This is a genomic window from Desulfosporomusa polytropa (genome assembly GCF_055380075.1).
Genome location: NZ_AP042400.1, coordinates 2,694,621 through 2,714,484, shown reverse-complemented (window position 1 = coordinate 2,714,484; position 19,864 = coordinate 2,694,621). Strand labels below are relative to the sequence as shown.

At 46.7% G+C, this 19,864-nt stretch carries 17 protein-coding genes; 15 read left to right on the top strand and 2 right to left on the bottom strand.

Annotation, left to right across the window (positions count from 1 at the left end; translation table 11 throughout):
- Window positions 1-268: 268 nt before the first annotated feature.
- From ACZ449_RS14590 to uvrB, 9 genes are all read left to right on the top strand, one after another.
- Window positions 269-1,111, top strand: a complete 843-nt coding sequence (locus tag ACZ449_RS14590) for a transketolase (protein ID WP_464261696.1) — start codon at window positions 269-271, stop codon at window positions 1,109-1,111.
- A gap of 192 nt (window positions 1,112-1,303) precedes the next feature.
- Window positions 1,304-2,245, top strand: coding sequence for a transketolase family protein (locus ACZ449_RS14585; protein WP_464261877.1), 942 nt, complete (start codon window positions 1,304-1,306; stop codon window positions 2,243-2,245).
- 685 nt (window positions 2,246-2,930) lie between these two features.
- Window positions 2,931-3,671 (top strand): site-2 protease family protein, encoded by a 741-nt coding sequence (locus ACZ449_RS14580; RefSeq protein WP_464261695.1) that lies wholly within the window; start codon window positions 2,931-2,933, stop codon window positions 3,669-3,671.
- Window positions 3,672-3,865: 194 nt separating this feature from the next.
- Entirely contained in the window at window positions 3,866-4,552 is a 687-nt protein-coding gene (ftsE, locus tag ACZ449_RS14575) for a cell division ATP-binding protein FtsE (RefSeq protein ID WP_464261694.1), read from the top strand.
- Complete coding sequence (gene ftsX / locus ACZ449_RS14570; RefSeq protein ID WP_464261693.1) at window positions 4,542-5,429, top strand: permease-like cell division protein FtsX; 888 nt, start codon at window positions 4,542-4,544, stop codon at window positions 5,427-5,429. The genes ftsE and ftsX overlap by 11 nt, the downstream gene beginning before the upstream one ends.
- Before the next feature lie 14 nt (window positions 5,430-5,443).
- A complete protein-coding gene (locus tag ACZ449_RS14565) occupies window positions 5,444-6,583 on the top strand; it encodes a murein hydrolase activator EnvC family protein (RefSeq protein WP_464261692.1) in 1,140 nt (379 codons plus the stop codon).
- 222 nt (window positions 6,584-6,805) lie between these two features.
- Window positions 6,806-7,942: a S41 family peptidase gene (locus tag ACZ449_RS14560; RefSeq protein WP_464261691.1), complete on the top strand. Its 1,137-nt coding sequence runs from the start codon at window positions 6,806-6,808 to the stop codon at window positions 7,940-7,942.
- An 86-nt stretch (window positions 7,943-8,028) separates the two neighbouring features.
- Window positions 8,029-9,264 carry a PDZ domain-containing protein gene (locus ACZ449_RS14555; protein WP_464261690.1) on the top strand — a complete coding sequence of 412 codons (1,236 nt, stop codon included), beginning with the start codon at window positions 8,029-8,031 and terminating at the stop codon, window positions 9,262-9,264.
- Between the two features lie 33 nt (window positions 9,265-9,297).
- Complete coding sequence (gene uvrB / locus ACZ449_RS14550; RefSeq protein ID WP_464261689.1) at window positions 9,298-11,358, top strand: excinuclease ABC subunit UvrB; 2,061 nt, start codon at window positions 9,298-9,300, stop codon at window positions 11,356-11,358.
- A gap of 291 nt (window positions 11,359-11,649) precedes the next feature.
- Here the strand turns inward: uvrB and ACZ449_RS14545 are convergent, their stop codons facing one another.
- Window positions 11,650-12,048, bottom strand: coding sequence for a hypothetical protein (locus ACZ449_RS14545; protein ID WP_464261688.1), 399 nt, complete (start codon window positions 12,046-12,048; stop codon window positions 11,650-11,652).
- A 179-nt stretch (window positions 12,049-12,227) separates the two neighbouring features.
- On the opposite strand from ACZ449_RS14545, the gene uvrA reads away from it, so the two are divergent.
- The 3 genes from uvrA (at window position 12,228) to rd (ending at window position 17,148) form a co-directional block, all read left to right on the top strand.
- Window positions 12,228-15,062: an excinuclease ABC subunit UvrA gene (gene uvrA, locus ACZ449_RS14540; RefSeq protein ID WP_464261687.1), complete on the top strand. Its 2,835-nt coding sequence runs from the start codon at window positions 12,228-12,230 to the stop codon at window positions 15,060-15,062.
- 24 nt (window positions 15,063-15,086) lie between these two features.
- The gene (uvrC, locus tag ACZ449_RS14535; protein ID WP_464261876.1) at window positions 15,087-16,892 is read left to right on the top strand and encodes an excinuclease ABC subunit UvrC; all 1,806 of its coding nucleotides are present in this window, start codon (window positions 15,087-15,089) and stop codon (window positions 16,890-16,892) included.
- Window positions 16,893-16,989: 97 nt separating this feature from the next.
- The gene (rd, locus tag ACZ449_RS14530) at window positions 16,990-17,148 is read left to right on the top strand and encodes a rubredoxin (protein ID WP_464261686.1); all 159 of its coding nucleotides are present in this window, start codon (window positions 16,990-16,992) and stop codon (window positions 17,146-17,148) included.
- Window positions 17,149-17,187: 39 nt separating this feature from the next.
- Here rd and ACZ449_RS14525 read toward each other — a convergent pair whose 3' ends face one another.
- The gene (locus tag ACZ449_RS14525) at window positions 17,188-17,727 is read right to left on the bottom strand and encodes a DUF3231 family protein (protein ID WP_464261685.1); all 540 of its coding nucleotides are present in this window, start codon (window positions 17,725-17,727) and stop codon (window positions 17,188-17,190) included.
- A gap of 166 nt (window positions 17,728-17,893) precedes the next feature.
- Here ACZ449_RS14525 and ACZ449_RS14520 point away from each other — a divergent pair, with 166 nt between their 5' ends.
- The 3 genes from ACZ449_RS14520 (at window position 17,894) to ACZ449_RS14510 (ending at window position 19,857) form a co-directional block, all read left to right on the top strand.
- On the top strand, window positions 17,894-18,907 hold the full coding sequence (locus ACZ449_RS14520; RefSeq protein ID WP_464261684.1) for an alpha-hydroxy-acid oxidizing protein: 1,014 nt from the start codon (window positions 17,894-17,896) through the stop codon (window positions 18,905-18,907).
- Complete coding sequence (locus ACZ449_RS14515) at window positions 18,901-19,425, top strand: methylated-DNA--[protein]-cysteine S-methyltransferase (protein WP_464261683.1); 525 nt, start codon at window positions 18,901-18,903, stop codon at window positions 19,423-19,425. The genes ACZ449_RS14520 and ACZ449_RS14515 overlap by 7 nt, the downstream gene beginning before the upstream one ends.
- Before the next feature lie 87 nt (window positions 19,426-19,512).
- Window positions 19,513-19,857 (top strand): phage holin family protein, encoded by a 345-nt coding sequence (locus tag ACZ449_RS14510; protein WP_464261682.1) that lies wholly within the window; start codon window positions 19,513-19,515, stop codon window positions 19,855-19,857.
- Window positions 19,858-19,864: the final 7 nt, after the last annotated feature.

Genomic DNA, 19,864 nt, shown 5'->3' with positions numbered 1-19,864 from the left:
CAGGCTATAAACGCCCATCTGCTTCGTTGCTCCTCAAAACGTTTGCTTGCGTACGCGTGTACGCGGCGCTGCACGTTTTTCCGGTGCGCCTCGCAGCTGGACATTTCTAGCCAGTTTCAGGCCTTGGCACATTTGTTTTATATAGTGCAAACCTAGTAGTAGTAGTGGACTTGTTTCAGCTAGCTGAAACATTGTGGATTACGACGGACTAGTTGAAACATTGGGGATTAACCCCGCCTAGATAAAGGACTTATAGGAGGTTGAAAGAATGACACAAAAACTAACGCAGCAGCAGCTTACTGAGCTTGCCGGGCATGCAAAATCCATTCGGGGCAATATTATACGTATGGTTACTGAAGCAAAATCAGGTCATCCAGGCGGTTCCTTATCTGCGGCTGACATTCTAACTGTGCTTTATTTTGCCGAGATGAGAGTAGATCCGGCTAAACCTAAGGATGCTGAGCGTGATCGCTTTGTGCTTTCGAAAGGTCATGCGGCGCCAGTGCTGTATGCCACACTTGCTGAAAGAGGGTATTTGCCCAAGGAAGAGTTATTAACGCTGCGCAAGATTAACAGCCGCTTGCAAGGGCATCCTGAGATGAAACATGTTCCTGGTGTAGATATGTCCACTGGTTCGTTGGGACAAGGTTTGAGCGCTGCCAATGGTATGGCCCTGGCTGGTAAACTGGATGCCCGGGATTACCGGGTATATGCCCTGTTAGGTGACGGGGAACTGGAAGAGGGTCAGGTATGGGAAGCTGCTATGTTTGCCCCACATTATAAGCTGGACAACCTTACGGCTTTTGTTGACTTTAACGGTTTGCAGATTGACGGCCCGATTAGTGAAGTCATGTCACCGCTGCCGATCCCTGAAAAATGGCAAGCTTTCGGCTGGAATGTAATTGTTATTGACGGTCATGACTATAACGCCATCTATGATGCCATTCAAACAGCCAAGACAGTAAAAGACAAACCGACCATGATTGTGGCTAAAACCATCAAAGGCAAAGGCGTTTGTCAAATGGAAAACCGCGCCGAGTGGCACGGCAAAGCCCCTTCACGCGAAGAATGCGCGACATTCTTAGCCGCATTAGAGGCTATGGACGATTAATATAACACGGTGTACATAGGTTTAAAAAAGTTATGAATATACACGCGGATGGCTATGAATGCCCAGATGCGAGGCGCGACGAGAACCGTAGCGGAGGCGTACACGGAGTACGCTGAGCAACGGCTCGCAGGAGCAACGAAGCAGATGGGCGTTCAGAGCCGTCCGCCTATGAAAGAGGTGCAAAGTTTTATTATGAGTAATCTCGCTACCCGCGAAGCCTACGGTTTAGCATTAAAGGATCTGGGCGATCGCAATAAAAATGTTGTGGTATTGGACGCCGACCTGTCTAAGTCCACCAAAACCAATGTGTTTGCCAAAGCGCATCCTGACCGTTTTTTCAATGTCGGCATTGCCGAGCAGAATTTGATGGGGGTTGCCGCTGGTCTAGCCGCTGCTGGCAAAATCCCCTTTGCTTCAACCTTCGCCATGTTTGCTACCGGCCGCGCATTTGAACAAGTGCGTAATTCTATCTGTTATCCGCAGCTCAATGTTAAAATAGCTGCAACTCATGCCGGTCTGACTGTTGGAGAAGACGGCGCATCTCATCAGTCTATTGAGGATATTGCTATCATGCGAGTATTGCCGAATATGACGGTTATTGTACCTGCTGATGCCACCGAGACTAAGCAAGCCATTGATTTTGCTGCTGAGCATCATGGTCCAGTATATATTCGGCTGGGACGGGCAGCAGTACCTGATATTTTTGGTGAAGCTTATGAATTCCGTATTGGTAAAGCCGCGTTGTTAACAGAGGGCACAGATGTAACGATTATCGCCTGTGGGGTCATGGTGGCTCCGGCGCGGCATGCAGCTGAGCAGCTTATTTCCCAGGGAATAAGCGCACGGGTACTAGATATGGCCTCGATTAAACCGATTGATAAAGAGGCTATTATTGCCGCCGCCCATGATACAGGTGCCATTGTGACCTGTGAAGAACACAGCATTATCGGTGGCCTTGGCAGCGCTGTTGCCGAAGTACTTGTTGAAAATGCACCTGTTCCGTTAGAACGACTAGGTGTCATGGATACGTTTGGCGAGTCAGGGACACCAAGTGATTTGCTGAAAAAATATAATTTGACAGAAGAAGCAATTGTTGCTGCAGCTAAAAAGGTAGTTAGCCGCAAAAACGCGTAATATAATAAAAAATCCCGCACATGCATATCTATGATGTATGTGCGGGATTTTTCTGTCCTGAAAGAAAGTATAACTTTCTTAACTTCGTAACCCTTTGCACTCATTGTGTCCTTTGTGGTTCCACAAACCTAACCCTATAGCCCCAAAACCAAACCATTTTAAGGATTGTTACCGCAAAGTACGCAAAGGTTTAAAGGTATCGTGGACTATAGCATTACTATTTTTGGCTGAAGATTAAAAGCTGCAATAGCGATTTTTTAATGTATCATTAAATAAATTGTGCATCCATAAGGTGGCACCCGGCATCCCTCGTAACCCCCCGGCCTTTGCCGGAAAAAGCGTTCCGCAGGAGAAAAGCCGGGGGGTATTCCGTAAAAAAATCCGTACTGTTTGAGCGTAGCGAGTTTACGGATTTTAGGAATATCGCCCGGCTTTTCAGCTTTTGGAGGCTTAGGGCCTAGACTTTTTGTTACTTTTGGGGCAATGCCAAAAGTAAAGCCCCTCACATTCGTAAACCTTTGCGCTCTTTGTGTCTTTTGTGGTTCAACAAACCTACCCCTCATAGGCAAAACCCAAGATTGTTACCGCAAAGTACACAAAGTACGCAAAGGTTTAAAGGTATCGTGGACTATAGCAGTACTATTTTTTTGAGGGTACCCAACTGATCACCGGGAGGAGGGATGCTGTGAGTTGCTGGAAGGTCATCAATCTGGGGCGGCGAGTACTGCGCCGAGCAGGGATCGGGATAGTAGGGTTGCTGGCACTATTCCAGGTGGACGGTGCTCTTTCTATGGCTGTATCCATGTTGGTATCGCTGGCTTTTTATGCGCTCGCCTTTGGTGTTAAGTTTGGTATTGGCTTTATTTTGTTGTTATTGGTTCATGAATTAGGACATATTGCAGCCTCGCGCATTGTTGGGCTCAGAGCCAACGGTCCCACCTTTATTCCCTTTATTGGTGCTGTTATTAGCTTAAACCGTCCACCCATCAATGCTAAAATGACAGCTAATATTGCCATTGGCGGTCCCGCAACCGGGACGTTGAGTGCATTAGTATGTTTGGCTTTTTACCTGTGGAGCAATAGCACGCTAATGCTGGTACTTTCGTATACCGCCTGCCTGTTAAATATTTTTAATCTTATTCCCTGCGCTCCACTGGACGGAGAACGCATTGCAGCTGCCATCTCGCCACGGCTTTGGTGGATTGGCAGTTTTGTTATTGGTGTTGTGTTCTTGTATACCTATAACATCTTAGTTTTGATTATTTTTTTGTTTTCACTGTTTGAATTGTGGCGGGGCGAAGAACCACAGGATCACAGCTACTATCAATTGACAGCGATGCAGCGGTTGCAGGTGGCATGGTGGTATTTTGGTTTATTAAGTGTGTTAGGATTGACGACTTTGTATACGATGGAGTTGCTGAAGTGAACTCGTTTCAGCAAAGCTGAAACATCGGGGGTTCAGTTGGAGAGTCTACTCCACCTGAACTGATGCCGCCTGTAGAGGCGGGAGTCTTGAGTCAGCAATTAAGAATAATACGGCGAAAAAGGAGGGTTTTGTCTATCGGCGTCGAATATTCTATATGTTTTGGTCTTTGAATTTAGTTTGGAGGTATTCTACGATTGATTTACATGAATGAAGTGTCGAAGGTATACAGCAACGGCTCAGTTGCGTTGGCCGAGGTTACGGTAGATATCCACAAGGGTGAGTTTGTTTTTGTCGTGGGTACGAGCGGCGCTGGGAAATCGACATTCATTAAGTTGCTTTTACGTGAAGAGCTGCCCACAAGAGGACGGCTTGTTGTTAACGGACGGAATGTCATAGAGATGCTGTCCAAGGACGTGCCTTATTTACGGCGGAGCTTGGGCGTAGTATTTCAGGATTATCGCTTGTTACCCAATAAAACGGTATATGATAATGTGGCTTTTGCTATGCAGGTGGTTGAAGCGCCGCGCCGGGAGATGCAAAAACGGGTGCATAATGTACTCGATTTAGTTGGGCTCAGGCATAAGGTGCGCACCTACCCGTCAGAACTGTCAGGCGGTGAGCAGCAGCGGGTAGCTATTGCCCGGGCCATTGTCAATAATCCGGTTATCGTTATTGCTGACGAACCTACAGGCAATCTGGACCCTGATACCTCGTGGGAAATCATGAAAGTATTTGATACCATTAACAAGGCTGGGACGACCATTATTATGGCTACTCACGATAAAACTGTTGTTGATGCGATGCGCAAACGGGTTATTGCTATTGAAAAAGGCCGTATTGTCCGTGATCAGGTAAAAGGAGTATACGGCTATGAAGATTAGAACTTTTGAATATTTTGTGCGCGAGGCAGTGTCTTCCCTACGACGTAACAGCCTTATGGGGATTGCTTCTGTAAGCACGGTGGCAGTGTCACTATTGATTTTGGGAATGTTTTTGGTGATGGTGCTTAACCTTAATCATATTGCCTCTACGCTAGAAACCCAGGTACAGATTACCGTATATATGGAAGATGGGTTATCTGATCGGGACATGCGGGAAATCGGCACCAGAATAACCAAGCTGCCTGGTGTGACTGAGGTAATGTTTATTGATAAGGACGAGGCTATGGTTAAGTTCAAAGAACGTTTAGGCGAGCAGCAAGGCCTGCTTACGGCACTAGGGGATACCAATCCGCTTCCTAATTCCTTTGAAGTAAAAGTAGACAAGCCGGAGTATGTGAAGCCAGTGTCCCAGGCGATTGGACAGCTTAAAGGGGTAGAAAATGCCAAATATGGACAGGAAATCATTGAGCAATTGTTTGCTTTGACAAGAATGATTCGGATTTTTGGGCTTATCCTGATTGTTTTTCTGGCTCTGGCGGCTTTGTTCATTATTTCAAATACCATTCGGATTACCGTTTTTGCCCGTCGAAGAGAGATTGGGATTATGAAATTTGTGGGAGCTACCGACTGGTTTATCCGGTTACCTTTCATGATTGAAGGCATGATACTGGGCTTTAGTGGAGCTCTCTGTGCTGTGCTCATCTTGAGCCAGACCTATAGCACCCTTACCGAAAAGGTCTACGAATCCCTAGCATTTTTGCCTTTAATCCCCAAGAGCCCATTCTTGACTCATATTAGTATTGTGTTATTGGTTGTGGGCACAGCCATCGGCGCTTTAGGCAGTTCTATTTCGCTTAAGCGTTTTATGAAGGTGTAACAGGGGGGAGAACTTTGGTTAGTAAACGAATATTATCAGTAGTTTTAGTCATTTTACTGGTTACAAGTGTGATAGCTACGGCGCTCGCAGATGAGATTGATCAAAAACAGCGTGAACTTGAGAATGTTCAGCAGCAGATAGAGACGCAGCAAAATAAAGCGGCTCAGGCACAACAACAGGTAGATAGTGTCTCTGAACAGCTCCGGACGATTCAGGGCAATCTTGATACAGCTACCAGTGAATATAACAGTATTTTATCTAAGCTGGCTGCCACTGAGCAACAGATAACGGTGAATACGGCGCTGCTAGAAAAAGTAGAAAAAAATCTGGCTGCACGTAGCCAAGTTTTGAATAAGCGAATGCGCGATATCTATAAAAACGGTCAGGTAAATTACTTGGATGTTCTATTTGGGGCTACCGACTTTGCTGATTTTACGACAAGGGCCGAGTTGTTAAAAAGGGTTGTTAATCTGGACATCAATCTTGTTGCTCAGGTAAAAGCTGAACGCGAGCTTGTAGTTCAAAAACGGGCCGAACTTGAACGGGACAAGGAAGTTATTAGTGAGCTTAAGGCGCAAGCTGCTACGAAAAAGGCGCTTATTGTGACCAGTAAAAATGAGCGGGAAAAAGTATTGGATTCAGCTGTAACTGAACGTGATACGGCTGAGCAGGCCTATAGGGAGCTCATGGAAACCTCTAGTCAGATTGAGCAAATGATTAGACGAATTCAGTCTTCTAGCAGTAATGCGGCTGGCCCGGCAGGCGGCAGTGGTGCGATGATGTGGCCGGCCTCAGGCCCAATTACATCGCCCTTCGGTTGGCGGACACATCCGATTTTTGGCACCGAACGCTACCATAGCGGTATTGATATTGGCGCTGATTATGGTGATGCGGTTGCAGCAGCCGATAGTGGCGTAGTGGTGTCCAGTGGCTGGATGGGCGGCTATGGTAATGCCATTATTATTGATCATGGCGGCGGTATATCGACATTGTATGCACATAATTCAGAGTTACTAGTGGAAGAGGGAGCTCGGGTGAGGAAAGGGCAGACAATTTCCCGCGTTGGCTCGACAGGATATTCGACTGGTCCGCATTTGCATTTTGAAGTGCGGGAAAATGGTTCACCAGTTAGCCCTATGAGTTATTTGCCTTAATGAAAGAGAGTGAACTCGTTTCAGCAAAGCTGAAACATTGAGGGTTCAGGTGGAGAGGCTACTCCACCTGAACTGACGCCGCCTGTAGAGGCGGGAGTCTTGACTCAGCGATTAAGATGAATGGTAAGAATATTTATAAGCAGTTTAACATATAGTTAAAAGGATAAGAAGAAAAAGGGATAAGTCCGGTAGCAAAACCGCGACTTTTGCGAGGTGTATTGATTGAGCCGCCGTAAAATACTTTTTGGCGCAGTAGTAGTGGTGTTAGTGACTTTTTTGGCGACATCGGCCGGATTTTTATATCTGATGAATGCCTGGTCGTCTGATGTTGTCAGCACATTGAAGGTGCTGAGAGCGCTTCAGGTTGTCAAGTCCCGTTATGTGGAAGAGGTACCGGTAGAAACACTGATGGCCGGATCTATTAAAGGGATGGTAAAGTCCCTTAATGATCCGCATTCCATCTATATGGACGCCAAAATGTTCAAAGAATTTATGATTGAGACCGAAGGCTCCTTTGGCGGGGTGGGTATTGTTATTGGTACTAAGGATAAACTGCTTACCGTGATTGCTCCGATTGAGGGTACGCCTGGTGAAAAAGCCGGAATTAAAAGCGGTGACCAGATTATTAAGATTGACGGTCAGGATACCAAAGAAATGGTGCTAGATGAAGCGGTCAACAAGATTCGGGGTACAGAAGGCAGTCAGATTATATTAACCATTATGCGCGGGCAGGAGGTACAAGATTATACCCTGACCCGCTCTAACATTCAGATTAAAACTGTGGCTGGCAAGATGCTCGATAATAATATTGGTTATATTCGGATATCCATGTTTAATGAGAATACGGGCAATGATTTTGCTCGTAAACTACAGGAACTGGAAAAAGAAGGAATGAAAGCCATGATTCTTGACATGCGGGATAATCCTGGCGGACTTTTGGATGAGAGTGTCAAGGTGGCCAGCCAGTTTGTTCCTAAGGGTCCGGTGGTTTCGGTAGTTACCCGCGATGGACGGCGGGAGACTCATTCGTCTAATTTGGAGGCCACGAAATATCCGATCGCTATTTTGGTTAATGGCGGTAGTGCCAGCGCCTCAGAGATTGTAGCCGGGGCGGCCCAGGATACTGGCGTAGGTACGCTGATTGGTACCAAGACCTATGGTAAGGGGTCTGTTCAGACCATCATTCGTTTAGATGAGGGTTCGGCCATTAAGCTGACCATTGCCAAGTACCTGACGCCGAAAGACCGGTCCATTAATGGTGTGGGGATTGAACCAGATATTGTAATTGAATTGCCGGAAAGTAGAGATAAGGATGTACAGCTGGATAAAGCCCTTGAGGTTTTGAAAGGCAAAATGTAGGATTGTACAAAAGCTGAGGGTTGGTTTATAATTTTATAAACCAACCCTTGTTTGCATACATATAGAATACATTGAGGTGAGACAAGTTGTTTCCCTGGTCTGATTTAAGTTTACTCATTATTCGTGGTGTTTGGGATGTAGTCATGGATGCCAACTTTTGGCTAATTTTGGCGTTAGTGGGCTATCAGTATCGGCAGATGCAAAAAAGTCAGCAGCGAATGTTCGGAGTTTACAACTACAGCTTGCCGCAGCAAATTTTGCTGGCCGGGGTATATGGGCTTAGCGGCGGCTGTATTGGCAGCTTTTTGCTGACACTTGTTGGTGTTACGTTGAATCAGCTTGCCTTCAATTATATTTGGCCGGTGGCTTTGGTGCTGATGTTGATCAATATGCGGTTTTTGTGTTTTGCTTATGCTGGCGGTCTGGTGGCTTTGGCCAATATTATTTTTGGCTGGCCGGAGGTTAATGTACCTCAATTGCTGGCACTCGTGGCTGTATTGCATATTACTGAGAGTCTGCTAATTGCCATTAGCGGTGGCTACAGTGCAATGCCAATGATTGTAAAAAAACAAGATGGACGGTTGGTGGGCGGCTTTAGTTTGCAGAATTTCTGGCCACTGCCGTTGGTTATTCTGGCAGCGGTTACCGTACCCTCAGGCACTGCGCCTAGTGACAGCATGCCGCAGTGGTGGCCGCTACTTGCCATGTCGCAGGAGCCGCCAACTGGTTCGAGCTGGATCTATGTATTGGCGCCGGTGGTAGCTGCCCTGGGGTATACTGACATGGCAATAGCCAGTCTGCCGCAGCAGCGTCGGTGGAATTCCGCACTACATCTGGCTGGTTACAGCATTCTCCTGCTAGTACTGGCGCTTTTATCAGCAAAATACACCTGGCTGCAAGTTGTCGCCGCTGTTTTGTCGCCGCTTGGTCATGAATTGCTTATTCAAATGGATAATCGTCGTGAGCTGGCGGCACCGCCCCGCTTTGTACCGCCGCCCTATGGGCTTATGGTGCTTGACACAGTGGGTGACTCACCGGCGGCTAAGGTGCTTAAACCAGGTGATATTATTACTAACGTGGCTGGCTTGCCGATAAATAGCCGTTATGATTTGGCAGTAGCGATTAGTCAAGCTCCGGCAGAGTTCAGTATGGCTTTCGAGCGAGCTGGCAAGGATTTCTATAAGAATAGTAGGTTTAAACAAGGTGAACGCCGTTTAGGTGTAATTTTAGTTCCCGATGGGGACGAGCCATTTTATGTTGAAATGGTTACTGATAGGTATGGGCTAATTGATTGGCTTAAAGATAAGTTTCGAAAGCGTTAAAAACAAAGTGAATAAATCAGATAGGTGATAATTATGGCAACTGTACCAAAACTCAATACGGTTCATCATGAAGGTAGCATTCCTTTTAAAGTAGAAGCCCCGTTTGTGCCGACTGGTGATCAGCCGACAGCTATTGTGCAGTTGACTGAAGGCATTGATCGCGGCGAGATAGCGCAAGTACTGCTGGGAGCTACTGGTACTGGCAAGACCTTTACTATAGCCAAAGTCATTGAAGCTGTGCAAAAACCAACATTAGTGATTGCGCATAATAAAACGCTTGCGGCTCAATTGGCCAGTGAATTTAAAGAGTTTTTCCCGAATAATGCGGTGGAGTATTTTGTGAGCTACTATGATTACTATCAGCCAGAAGCCTATATTGCGCAAACTGATACGTATATCGAAAAAGATGCTTCGATTAATGATGAAATCGACAAGCTGCGTCACTCAGCAACTAGTTCACTGTTTGAGCGGCGAGATGTTATTATTGTGGCCAGTGTGTCGTGCATTTATGGTTTAGGTTCACCTGATGAATATCGGGGATTAGTGCTGTCGTTGCGGCAGGGTCAAACCAAAGACCGGGATGACATTTTGCGTAAGCTTGTGGAAATCCAGTATGAACGCAACGATTATAACTTTACCCGCGGTACTTTCCGGGTAAGGGGCGATATTGTTGAAATTTTTCCGGCAGCCTATGGCGAGAAGGCTGTGCGGGTGGAATTATTTGGCGATGAAATCGAGCGGATTTTGGAGATTGATACCTTGACAGGTGAAATTATCACTGAACGCAAACATATTGCGATTTATCCGGCCTCCCACTATGTTACTTCGCGGGAAAACATGTTGCGTGCGGTACAGGATATTGAAGTTGAACTGGATGAACGTCTGGCTTATCTCAAGGCAAATAACAAGCTATTAGAAGCCCAGCGTCTGGATCAGCGCACCCGCTATGACTTGGAAATGATGTTAGAAATGGGTTATTGCTCAGGAATTGAAAATTATTCCCGGCATCTTACCCAGCGCCAGCCAGGCGAGTCGCCGTATACGTTGATAGATTATTTTCCGGAAGACTTCCTTATTGTAGTTGACGAGTCCCATGTTACGTTGCCGCAGGTCCGGGCTATGTATGCAGGTGATCGTTCACGCAAGGAAGCACTTGTGGGGAATGGTTTCCGTTTGCCCTCCGCATTTGATAACAGGCCGTTAACTTTTGACGAGTTTGGCGAGCGAATTAATCAAATTGTCTATGTTTCAGCAACCCCGGCCGCGTATGAACTGAAAGAAGCCAGTCAGGTAGCTCAGCAGGTTATTCGTCCGACCGGTCTTATCGACCCTGAAATTGAGGTTCGCCCCATTAAAGGGCAAATGGACGATTTGCTGGATCAAATCAAATTGCGGACAGCAGTCAATGAGCGGGTGCTTGTGACCACGCTGACCAAGAAAATGGCAGAAAACTTGACCGAGTATTTAAAAGGTATGGGGATTAAGGTGAATTATCTCCACTCAGATATTGCAACAATTGAGCGGGTAGAGATTATTAGGGATTTACGGGCCGGGGTGCATGATGTGCTTGTGGGCATAAATCTGCTGCGGGAAGGACTGGATATGCCGGAAGTGTCACTTGTGACTATTCTCGATGCGGATAAAGAGGGTTTCCTGCGTTCGGAGACTTCGCTGGTTCAGACCATTGGTCGTGCCGCCCGGAATGCCCATGGCAAGGTTATCATGTATGCTGATAAAATTACTGATTCCATGCGCCGGGCTATGAGCGAGACTGAGCGCCGCCGGGAAATTCAGCTGGCGTATAACACAGAGCACGGCATAACCCCAAAAACCATTGAAAAACGGGTGAAGGAACTTATCGAAACCACCAAAGTTGCGGAAACTCCGGCAAACTACAAAGTCGATCGCATTGGTAACATGAAGAAGGACGATATGCTGGAACTGGCTGCTAATCTGGAGAAAGAAATGCGTCAAGCCTCTAAGTTATTGGAGTTTGAACGGGCGGCTGAGCTTAGAGATATGATTGTCGAATTGCGGCAAAAGGCCGGGGCGGGACCGGTAAAAGCGAAATCTGCTAAACGGCAAAAAAAATAATTACGTTAAGTCAATGGAATACAAGGCGAGGGGGTTTACTTTTGTCATTGCCACAAAAGTAACAAAAGGTCTAGGCCCAAAGCCTCCAAAAGCTGAAAAGCCGGGCGATATTCCTAAAATCCGTAAACTCGCTACGCTCAAACAGTACGGATTTTTTAACGGAATACCGCCCGGCTTTTCTCCTGCGGAACGCTTTTTCCGGCAAAGGCCGAGGGTTACGTGAGTTACGAGGGGTGCCGGGGTACTACCTTATGACGGTTGCCTGTGCCGGGGCATTTTACAATCATTGCTTTAGCGTGCTTTCTTGAGCATGCGAATATCAGCTGCTTGATTCAAAATGTAATCATTAAGTATTTCAAGCTTGGTTTCAAGATGAGGAATAGTATCCACTTTTTCTCCAAGGAGATTAACCATAGCGGTAAGTCCGGCAAAACCAGTTTGTATTTGTGTTTCCATACAGTCAACTTTAGTTTCTAGCTTATCGACTTTGGTTTCTAGATTATCAAACTTTGTTTCTAGATTATCAAACTTGGTCTCTAGTTTGTCCATGCGATCGCTAAGCTCTTCAGTAACAGCATTATTATGGCCAACCATTTTAATTAGCTGTTCTGTCAGGTTTTGCATTTGACTCATTTGGTTTTGGGTTTGTTCCAGCATTTTTTCAAGCCGGTCAAAACGTTCTTCGCTCATACAAGCCTCCCTCTATCTTTTTCTACATTCTATATTATCATTCTACCTGCTACGACTTGGGAGGACAAGTACTATTTTTATGTTCGTAGACGCTACCATTATATTAAGAATACTGATATAATATAAAAATAAAATAATTAATATCAATTAATATATATAGTCTAAAAGGGGAACCAAAAATGCCAGACAGTATTATTGTTAAGGGTGCTAGACAGCACAATTTAAAAAACATTGACATAACCATTCCGCGTGATCAACTTGTGGTTATTACCGGCCTGAGTGGTTCAGGCAAGTCCTCATTGGCTTTTGATACCATTTATGCAGAAGGTCAACGCCGCTATGTGGAGTCGCTATCGTCTTATGCCCGTCAGTTTTTGGGGCAGATGGACAAGCCAGATGTTGACTATATTGAAGGTTTGTCGCCAGCTATATCGATTGACCAAAAGACCACCAGCCGCAATCCGCGGTCTACAGTGGGGACAGTGACTGAGATTTATGATTACCTGCGTCTGTTGTTTGCTCGGGCGGGGCGGCCGTATTGCCCTAAATGCGGCAAACCAATCAGCCAGCAGACCGTAGAACAGATGGTTGATCAATTGATGGCCTTAGGCGAAGGTGCCAGGCTGAGTATAATGGCTCCGGTGATCCGTGGTAAAAAAGGCGAGCATTCGAAGGTGTTGGAAGACATTCGTAAGAATGGCTACGTCCGGGTACGGGTGGACGGCGAAATCCATGATATTACCGATGAAATCAAGCTTGAAAAAAATAAGAAGCATACTATTGAAGTAGTTGTTGACCGCATCGTTGTGCGCGACGGGGTCGGCAGTCGTTTAGCCGATTCGCTGGAGACTTCACTCAAGTTAAGCGGCGGTATTGTGGCTGTAGATGTCGGCGGCGCTAAGGAGCTTATGTTCAGCCAGAATTTTGCTTGTGTTGACTGTGGCATTAGTCTGCCGGAGATTGCACCGCGGATGTTTTCCTTTAACAGTCCTTTTGGTGCCTGTCCGGATTGTACGGGGCTAGGCAACAATCTGGAGATTGATCCAGCGCTGGTTATTCCTGATGCCAGCAAGGCCTTTATTGATGGGGTCATTGCCCCACTGAGCAAGAGTGCTAATTCTTATTTTATGTGTCAGTTAGAGGCTGTTTTGACACAATATGGGCATACGCTGTATGATACCTGGGAAAAGATGCCTGACACTATCAAGGAGATTATTCTCAAGGGAGCAGGCGAGGATAAATTTACCTTCCACTACGAAAATATGTATGGCGAGACTAAGACCTATCACGCTAACTTTGAAGGTGTGCTGCCGCTGCTGGCTCGCAGGCACCGTGAATCCACGTCAGACTGGTCACGGGAGGAAATCGAGGAATACATGAGCTCCAAGCCTTGTCCGGCATGTAAGGGAGCCAGGCTTAAACCAGAGGCGCTGGCTGTCAAGATCGACGGGAAGAATATCAATGAAGTCACTAGGATGACAGTGGCTGAGTCCCAGGCATTCTTTAGCAGCCTTACGCTTAGCGAGCGCGAGATGACTATTGCCAGGCAAATACTAAAAGAAATCAATGCCCGTCTAGGATTTTTGCTCAATGTCGGTCTTGATTACCTGACGCTTGACCGGGCGGCTGGTACTCTTTCCGGTGGTGAAGCCCAGCGTATCCGCCTAGCTACCCAGATTGGTTCCGGGCTGGTAGGGGTGCTCTATATTTTGGATGAACCCAGCATTGGTCTCCACCAGCGTGATAATAACAGGCTGTTAGACACCTTAAAGCATATGAGGGATCTGGGCAATACGCTCTTAGTAGTTGAGCATGACGAAGATACCATGTATGCAGCTGACCACATTATTGATGTGGGACCATTGGCTGGGGCTGGCGGCGGGACTATTGTGGCTCAAGGCAGTGTAGAAGAAATTAAGGCTTGTGAGGCCTCGATTACCGGACAATATCTAAGTGGTCGTCAAGCCATTCCGGTGCCTGCTGAACGGCGGCAGCCTAATGGTAAATGGTTGGAGGTTATTGGTGCTAAGGAAAACAATCTGAAGAAGCTCAATGCCCGTTTTCCGCTGGGGGTATTTACGGCTGTTACCGGCGTGTCCGGTTCAGGCAAAAGTACCTTAGTTAACGAAATCTTGTATAAAGGTCTGGCCAGCCAGCTGTATCGCGGCAGCCGTACCCGGCCAGGTGTTCATGATGGGATTCGAGGCCTGGAATACATTGATAAAATTATTGATATTGACCAATCCCCCATCGGACGTACGCCGCGCTCCAATCCGGCTACTTATACCAGCCTGTTTGACAATATTCGAGAGGTTTATAGCCAAACGCCGGAAGCCAAGATGCGCGGCTATAAACCCGGACGGTTCAGCTTTAACGTTAAAGGCGGTCGTTGTGAGGCGTGCAAAGGCGATGGAATTATCAAGATTGAAATGCACTTTTTACCTGATGTCTATGTGCCTTGTGAGGTGTGCAAAGGTGCCAGGTATAACCGTGAGACATTGGAGGTGCGCTATAAAGGCAAAAGCATTGCTGATGTGCTTAATATGGTAGTGGATGAAGCGGTGGAGTTTTTTCAAAATATCCCGAAGATTCATCGCAAGCTGCAGGTCTTGCAGGATGTCGGTTTAGGCTATATTAAGCTGGGGCAGCCAGCTACCCAGCTATCAGGTGGTGAAGCTCAGCGAATAAAGCTAGCCACTGAATTGGCTCGTCGCAGTACTGGTAAAACGTTGTATATTCTGGATGAACCGACTACTGGGCTGCATACGGCTGATATTCACCGGTTACTGGAGGTACTACAGCGGTTGGTTGACGGCGGGGATACGGTTGTGGTGATTGAACACAACCTGGATGTTATTAAGACCGCTGACTACATTATTGACTTGGGACCAGAGGGTGGAAATAAAGGCGGGACCATTGTGGCCCAAGGAACGCCAGAACAGGTGGTTGCTGTGTCCCAGTCTTATACGGGTCAGTATTTAGCTCCTATTCTCGCCCGTGGCCCGCGGCAGTAAAGGAGGTGTACGGCTATTTCTGTAATATCTCCCCTAGTAGAAGAAAAGTTGGCGCTTTTACCGGATAAGCCTGGTGTCTACCTGATGAAGGACGATAAAGGCCGGATTATTTATGTTGGAAAAGCTATTAATTTAAAAAACCGGGTGCGTTCCTATTTTCAGTCCAGTCGCAACCATTCAGGCAAGGTATTGGCACTGGTGGCGCGCATTATCGATTTGGAATATATTATTACCGCCTCAGAAATTGAGGCATTAATCCTCGAGTGCAACCTGATAAAAAAACATCGTCCCAAGTACAATATTAGTCTGCGGGATGACAAGACGTATCCATATATCAAATTGACCTATGAGGATTATCCTCGGGTGTATGCTACTCGTAAGGTACTAAAGGATGGAGCCCGCTATTTCGGGCCATATACTAGCGCCGGGGCTGTACATGAAACATTACGGCTGTTAAAGACCTTGTTTCCGCTGCGCTCTTGCCGCAAGCTTGTGGCCAAGCGACCTTGTTTGGAGCATCACATCAAACGTTGTTTGGCGCCTTGTGCCAACAAAGTGGATCAGGAGACGTATGGTGAAATGATAAAAGCTGTGGCTCTGTTTCTTGAGGGCCGCAGTGATGTTGTTGCCAAAAATCTCAAACGGCTCATGGCAGCGGCAGCAGAAGAATTGGAGTTTGAGCAGGCCGCCAGACTGCGTGATCAGCTTGCTGCGGTTGAGAAGATTATGGAAAAGCAAAATATCGTGACAGGCAGTGGTGATCAGGATGCTATCGGTCTAGCCCGTTCGGCCGTCGGTATTTGTGCCCAGGTATTCTTCATTCGCAGCGGTAAGATGGTGGGGCGTGATCACTTTATGTTGTCAGGTGGCGAGGATGAAGCCGATGAAAATATTCTGGAAGCTTTTATTAAACAATATTATAGCCAAGCAGGGTTTATTCCCAGGGAAATCTTGCTGCCTCTGGAGCTAGAAGAGCAGCAGTTGTTAGCTGACTGGCTGAGCAGTAGTAAGGGCAGTCGGGTGCAGGTGGAAACGCCCAAACGCGGTACGAAGAAGGATCTAGTCAATATGGCGGCAGGCAATGCCGCTATTGTACTAAAAGAACAGGCAGTCCGCCTGGAAACAGATGTTGCCAAAACTACCGGGGCAGCAGCTGAGCTGGGGCAGTATTTGGGGCTGCCTAATGCACCAGAACGTATTGAATGTTTTGACATCTCGCACATTCAGGGCTCGGAGACGGTGGCATCCATGGTGGTGTTTGAAGGTGGTCAAGCTAATAAAAATGAGTATCGTCGCTATAAGCTTAACACCGTAGAAGGCAAACCTGATGATTTTAAGTCCATGCAGGAGGTAGTAGGGCGGCGTTACCGTGACGCATTGGAGAAGGGGCCTATTCCTGATTTAATCATTATTGATGGCGGTAAAGGCCAACTTAATGCCGCGCTCACGTTGATCCGCGCTGCTGGCCTTACAGAAGTTCCGGTTGTTGGTCTGGCTAAGGAGTTTGAGCATATTTTTCGGGAGGGGATTAGTGAACCGTTGATTTTGCCGCGACATTCCCAGTCCCTTTATCTGGTGCAACGCATTCGTGATGAGGCGCATCGGTTTGCCATCACCTATCATCGCAAATTACGCTCAAAGCGGAATCTGGTTTCGGTGCTTGACCATATTCCGGGTATTGGTGCCAAACGTCGTAAAGCGCTCTGGGATCATTTTGGCAGCTTAGCCAAAATCAAGACTGCCGAGGTGGAAGTACTTGCCAAGGTTGAGGGTATGACATTACCTGCAGCGGAGGCTGTCTACAATTTTTTTCGCAATAAAAATTTGTAAGGTCTTGTAAAAATACGGACAAATTGATTTGCATTATCATTCCTAAAATAGTAAAATTAGGGTAAGTGTTTTGATTATTAAAAAGGAGTGATTTTTGTTGGAAAAATACAAGTGCATGGTATGTGGTTATGAGTATGATCCGAGCCAAGGTGATTTGGATCATGGAGTTCAGCCGGGAACAGCCTTTGAAGATGTATCTGAAGACTGGCAATGTCCAGTCTGTGGTGTAGGCAAGGATCAGTTCGAAAAGATCTAAAGTGGAATTAAAAAAGTCGCGCATGGGCGCGACTTTTTTTTAATGAGAAATCTTATTGAGATGTGGCAACCAGCCGCGATCAAGCATGAGTTGCAGCAGACGGTAGTCAAAATCCAGCCCATGGTCCAAGGCCTTTCGATACATAAGGGCAACATCCAACTGGTAAGAACCGTGAAGACCGGTCAGCAGTGCCGTTTGCGCAGCTTTGGCCATTGTGCCAACAGCAATGGCTATTTCTTGATCAGACATCCGGGCATCATCAGGGATGTTAACAGGTGAGTCATGCAGGTTGCGTTTGACAAACTGGAAGGCTGGTGTATGGCCGTCGCTTTCAAAGAGCTTATCTTCTGCTTCTTCCATGGTCATTTCTGTGTGGTGGTTAATGGCTTCTTTAATGAGGACTTTGAGTTCAGGATCATGGGCGTGATTGTACATGACTTGCAGGAGAGCGATATTGAAACGTCCTTGAGCGACGATGCCATATAATCCGGCCGCTTCAATGTAATTTAACGGTTCTTTATCCAAGATTGCATTCATGATGGTACGAGTCTGGGAGTTTATTTTGTCCATTACCGTCATAGTGTAACCTCCTAAATGTAACTGTTTTTTATATGGAATTCAATATATCTCTAATTTAATCAATATGATGAATTTTATACTTGTTAGTAGCTAAGCAGCAGGAATTTGCCGGATAAAAAAGAATTTCAACAAAGTATGAACATATAATTCCAGGAGGATCTTATATATGGATATAAATAGTATTAAAAAGGCAGCCAAAGAACGGTTTGCCGGTGTTTGCCGGGTTTGCCCGGTTTGTAACGGTATTGCTTGTGCGGGCGAGGTGCCAGGCATGGGGGGGGTAGGGACAGGAGCTGCTTTTCGCCATAATGTGCAAGCCTTGGCGGAATGCCGGTTGAATTTGCGAACCATTCATGATGTAAAAAAAACCGATTTGTCCTACCGGATATTCGGTGTAGATTTGGCAATGCCGGTTATTGGCGCCGCCATTGGCGGGATTGTTCTTAATATGAATGGTGCTATGACAGAAGAAGAATATACGCAGGCCGTTGTTGGCGGTTGTCATCAGGCTGGCAGCATTGCTATGACTGGTGATGGTCCTAATCCGCTAGTGTTTGACTCTGGTATGGCTGCTATTGCTAAACAAGCAGGCTGGGGTATACCTATAATGAAACCGAGAGAAACTGAAAAGGTAGTGGAATTGGCCAAACAGGCGGCTGCTGCAGGCTGCCCGGCGTTTGGGATGGATATTGATGCGGCGGCCCTTATCAATATGACCAATGCAGGACAGCCGGTAGGCCCTAAAACTATCCAGGAACTTGAGTATATCAAAAATCATACAACCATTCCCTTTATTGTCAAAGGTATTATGACTCCTGATGAGGCGGAGTCTTGCTGGCAGGCTGGGGTAGACGCCATTGTTGTTTCTAATCATGGCGGGCGGGCACTTGACCATACTCCTGGTACCGCAGAGGTACTGCCCTATATTGCGGAGGCAGTAAAAGGTAAAATGACAGTATTGGTGGATGGCGGCATTCGTAGCGGGGCTGATGTTCTTAAGATGCTGGCACTAGGAGCTGATGCCGTGCTGCTTGGTCGGCCACTGGCCATTGCTGCTGTAGGCGGCAGCAATGAAGGAGTAGAATTTGTTTTAAATAAATACAAAGCAGAGCTGAGCGCCGCGATGACACTGACTGGTACCGCTCAGGTAAGCGACGTACCGGTAGAGATTTTATGGTAGAACCGTCAGCGCTGTATTACAATGTAATTATGACTAGCTGGGGTCAGGTGGCAGCCGTATGGTCTGATATGGGGTTGTGGGAACTTGGTTTTCCGCGACCGGAAGAGAACGCGGCTTTTGCCGATATTCATGCTAAAAAGATTAGTGTTTTGACAGCAGATCAAGAGGCTTGTCTGTGGTCTGAACAGCTTGCTGAGGAATTACGCTTATATTTTCAGGGATTTCCTGTTGCTTTTGGCGTGCCTGTTGATTGGCGGTTTTACAGCTTATTTCAGAAAGCTGTGCTTACTTACACCGCTGCTATTCCCTACGGGGCCACTGTCAGCTACCAGACAGTGGCCAAGGTCGTTGGCAGCCCTAAGGCTGCCAGGGCTGTTGGCGGGGCTATGCATAGCAATCGCACACCGCTGGTTGTGCCTTGCCACCGGGTTATAGGGGCGAGCGGCAGCCTGACTGGTTTTGGTGGTGGGCTGGATATGAAGAAGGCGCTGCTGCTTTTAGAGACGCAGCAACAATAGATTGCCGGAATTTTGTTTGTTGGATATAATATAGAGGATTCGATGTTCAGCTCGGCGAGTTCACTAGCGGTAGGAGGGATATAAGCAGTGACAGGTTTTTTATTGCGGATTATTATAAATGCGGTGATTCTAATTATGCTGGTGGTTGAATTGCCAGGAGTATTTGTCGACACCTTGGGCGGGACACTGCTCGGTGGGGTGATTGTCGGGTTGGCAAATGCCACCATTAGACCGCTATTGATGCTAGCTGCTTTGCCATTCAATTTCTTGACTTTGGGCAGCATTACCTTCATGGCCAATATTTTTACACCGTTGATGGTTGTTAAAGCGCTACCCGGGTTTCAAATTTCCAGCGTGATGGCATCGTTCACCGGTATTTTGCTGATGACGCTATGTAGCTTTACTTTGTCCAAAATAATACAGGATCGATAAATTGCAG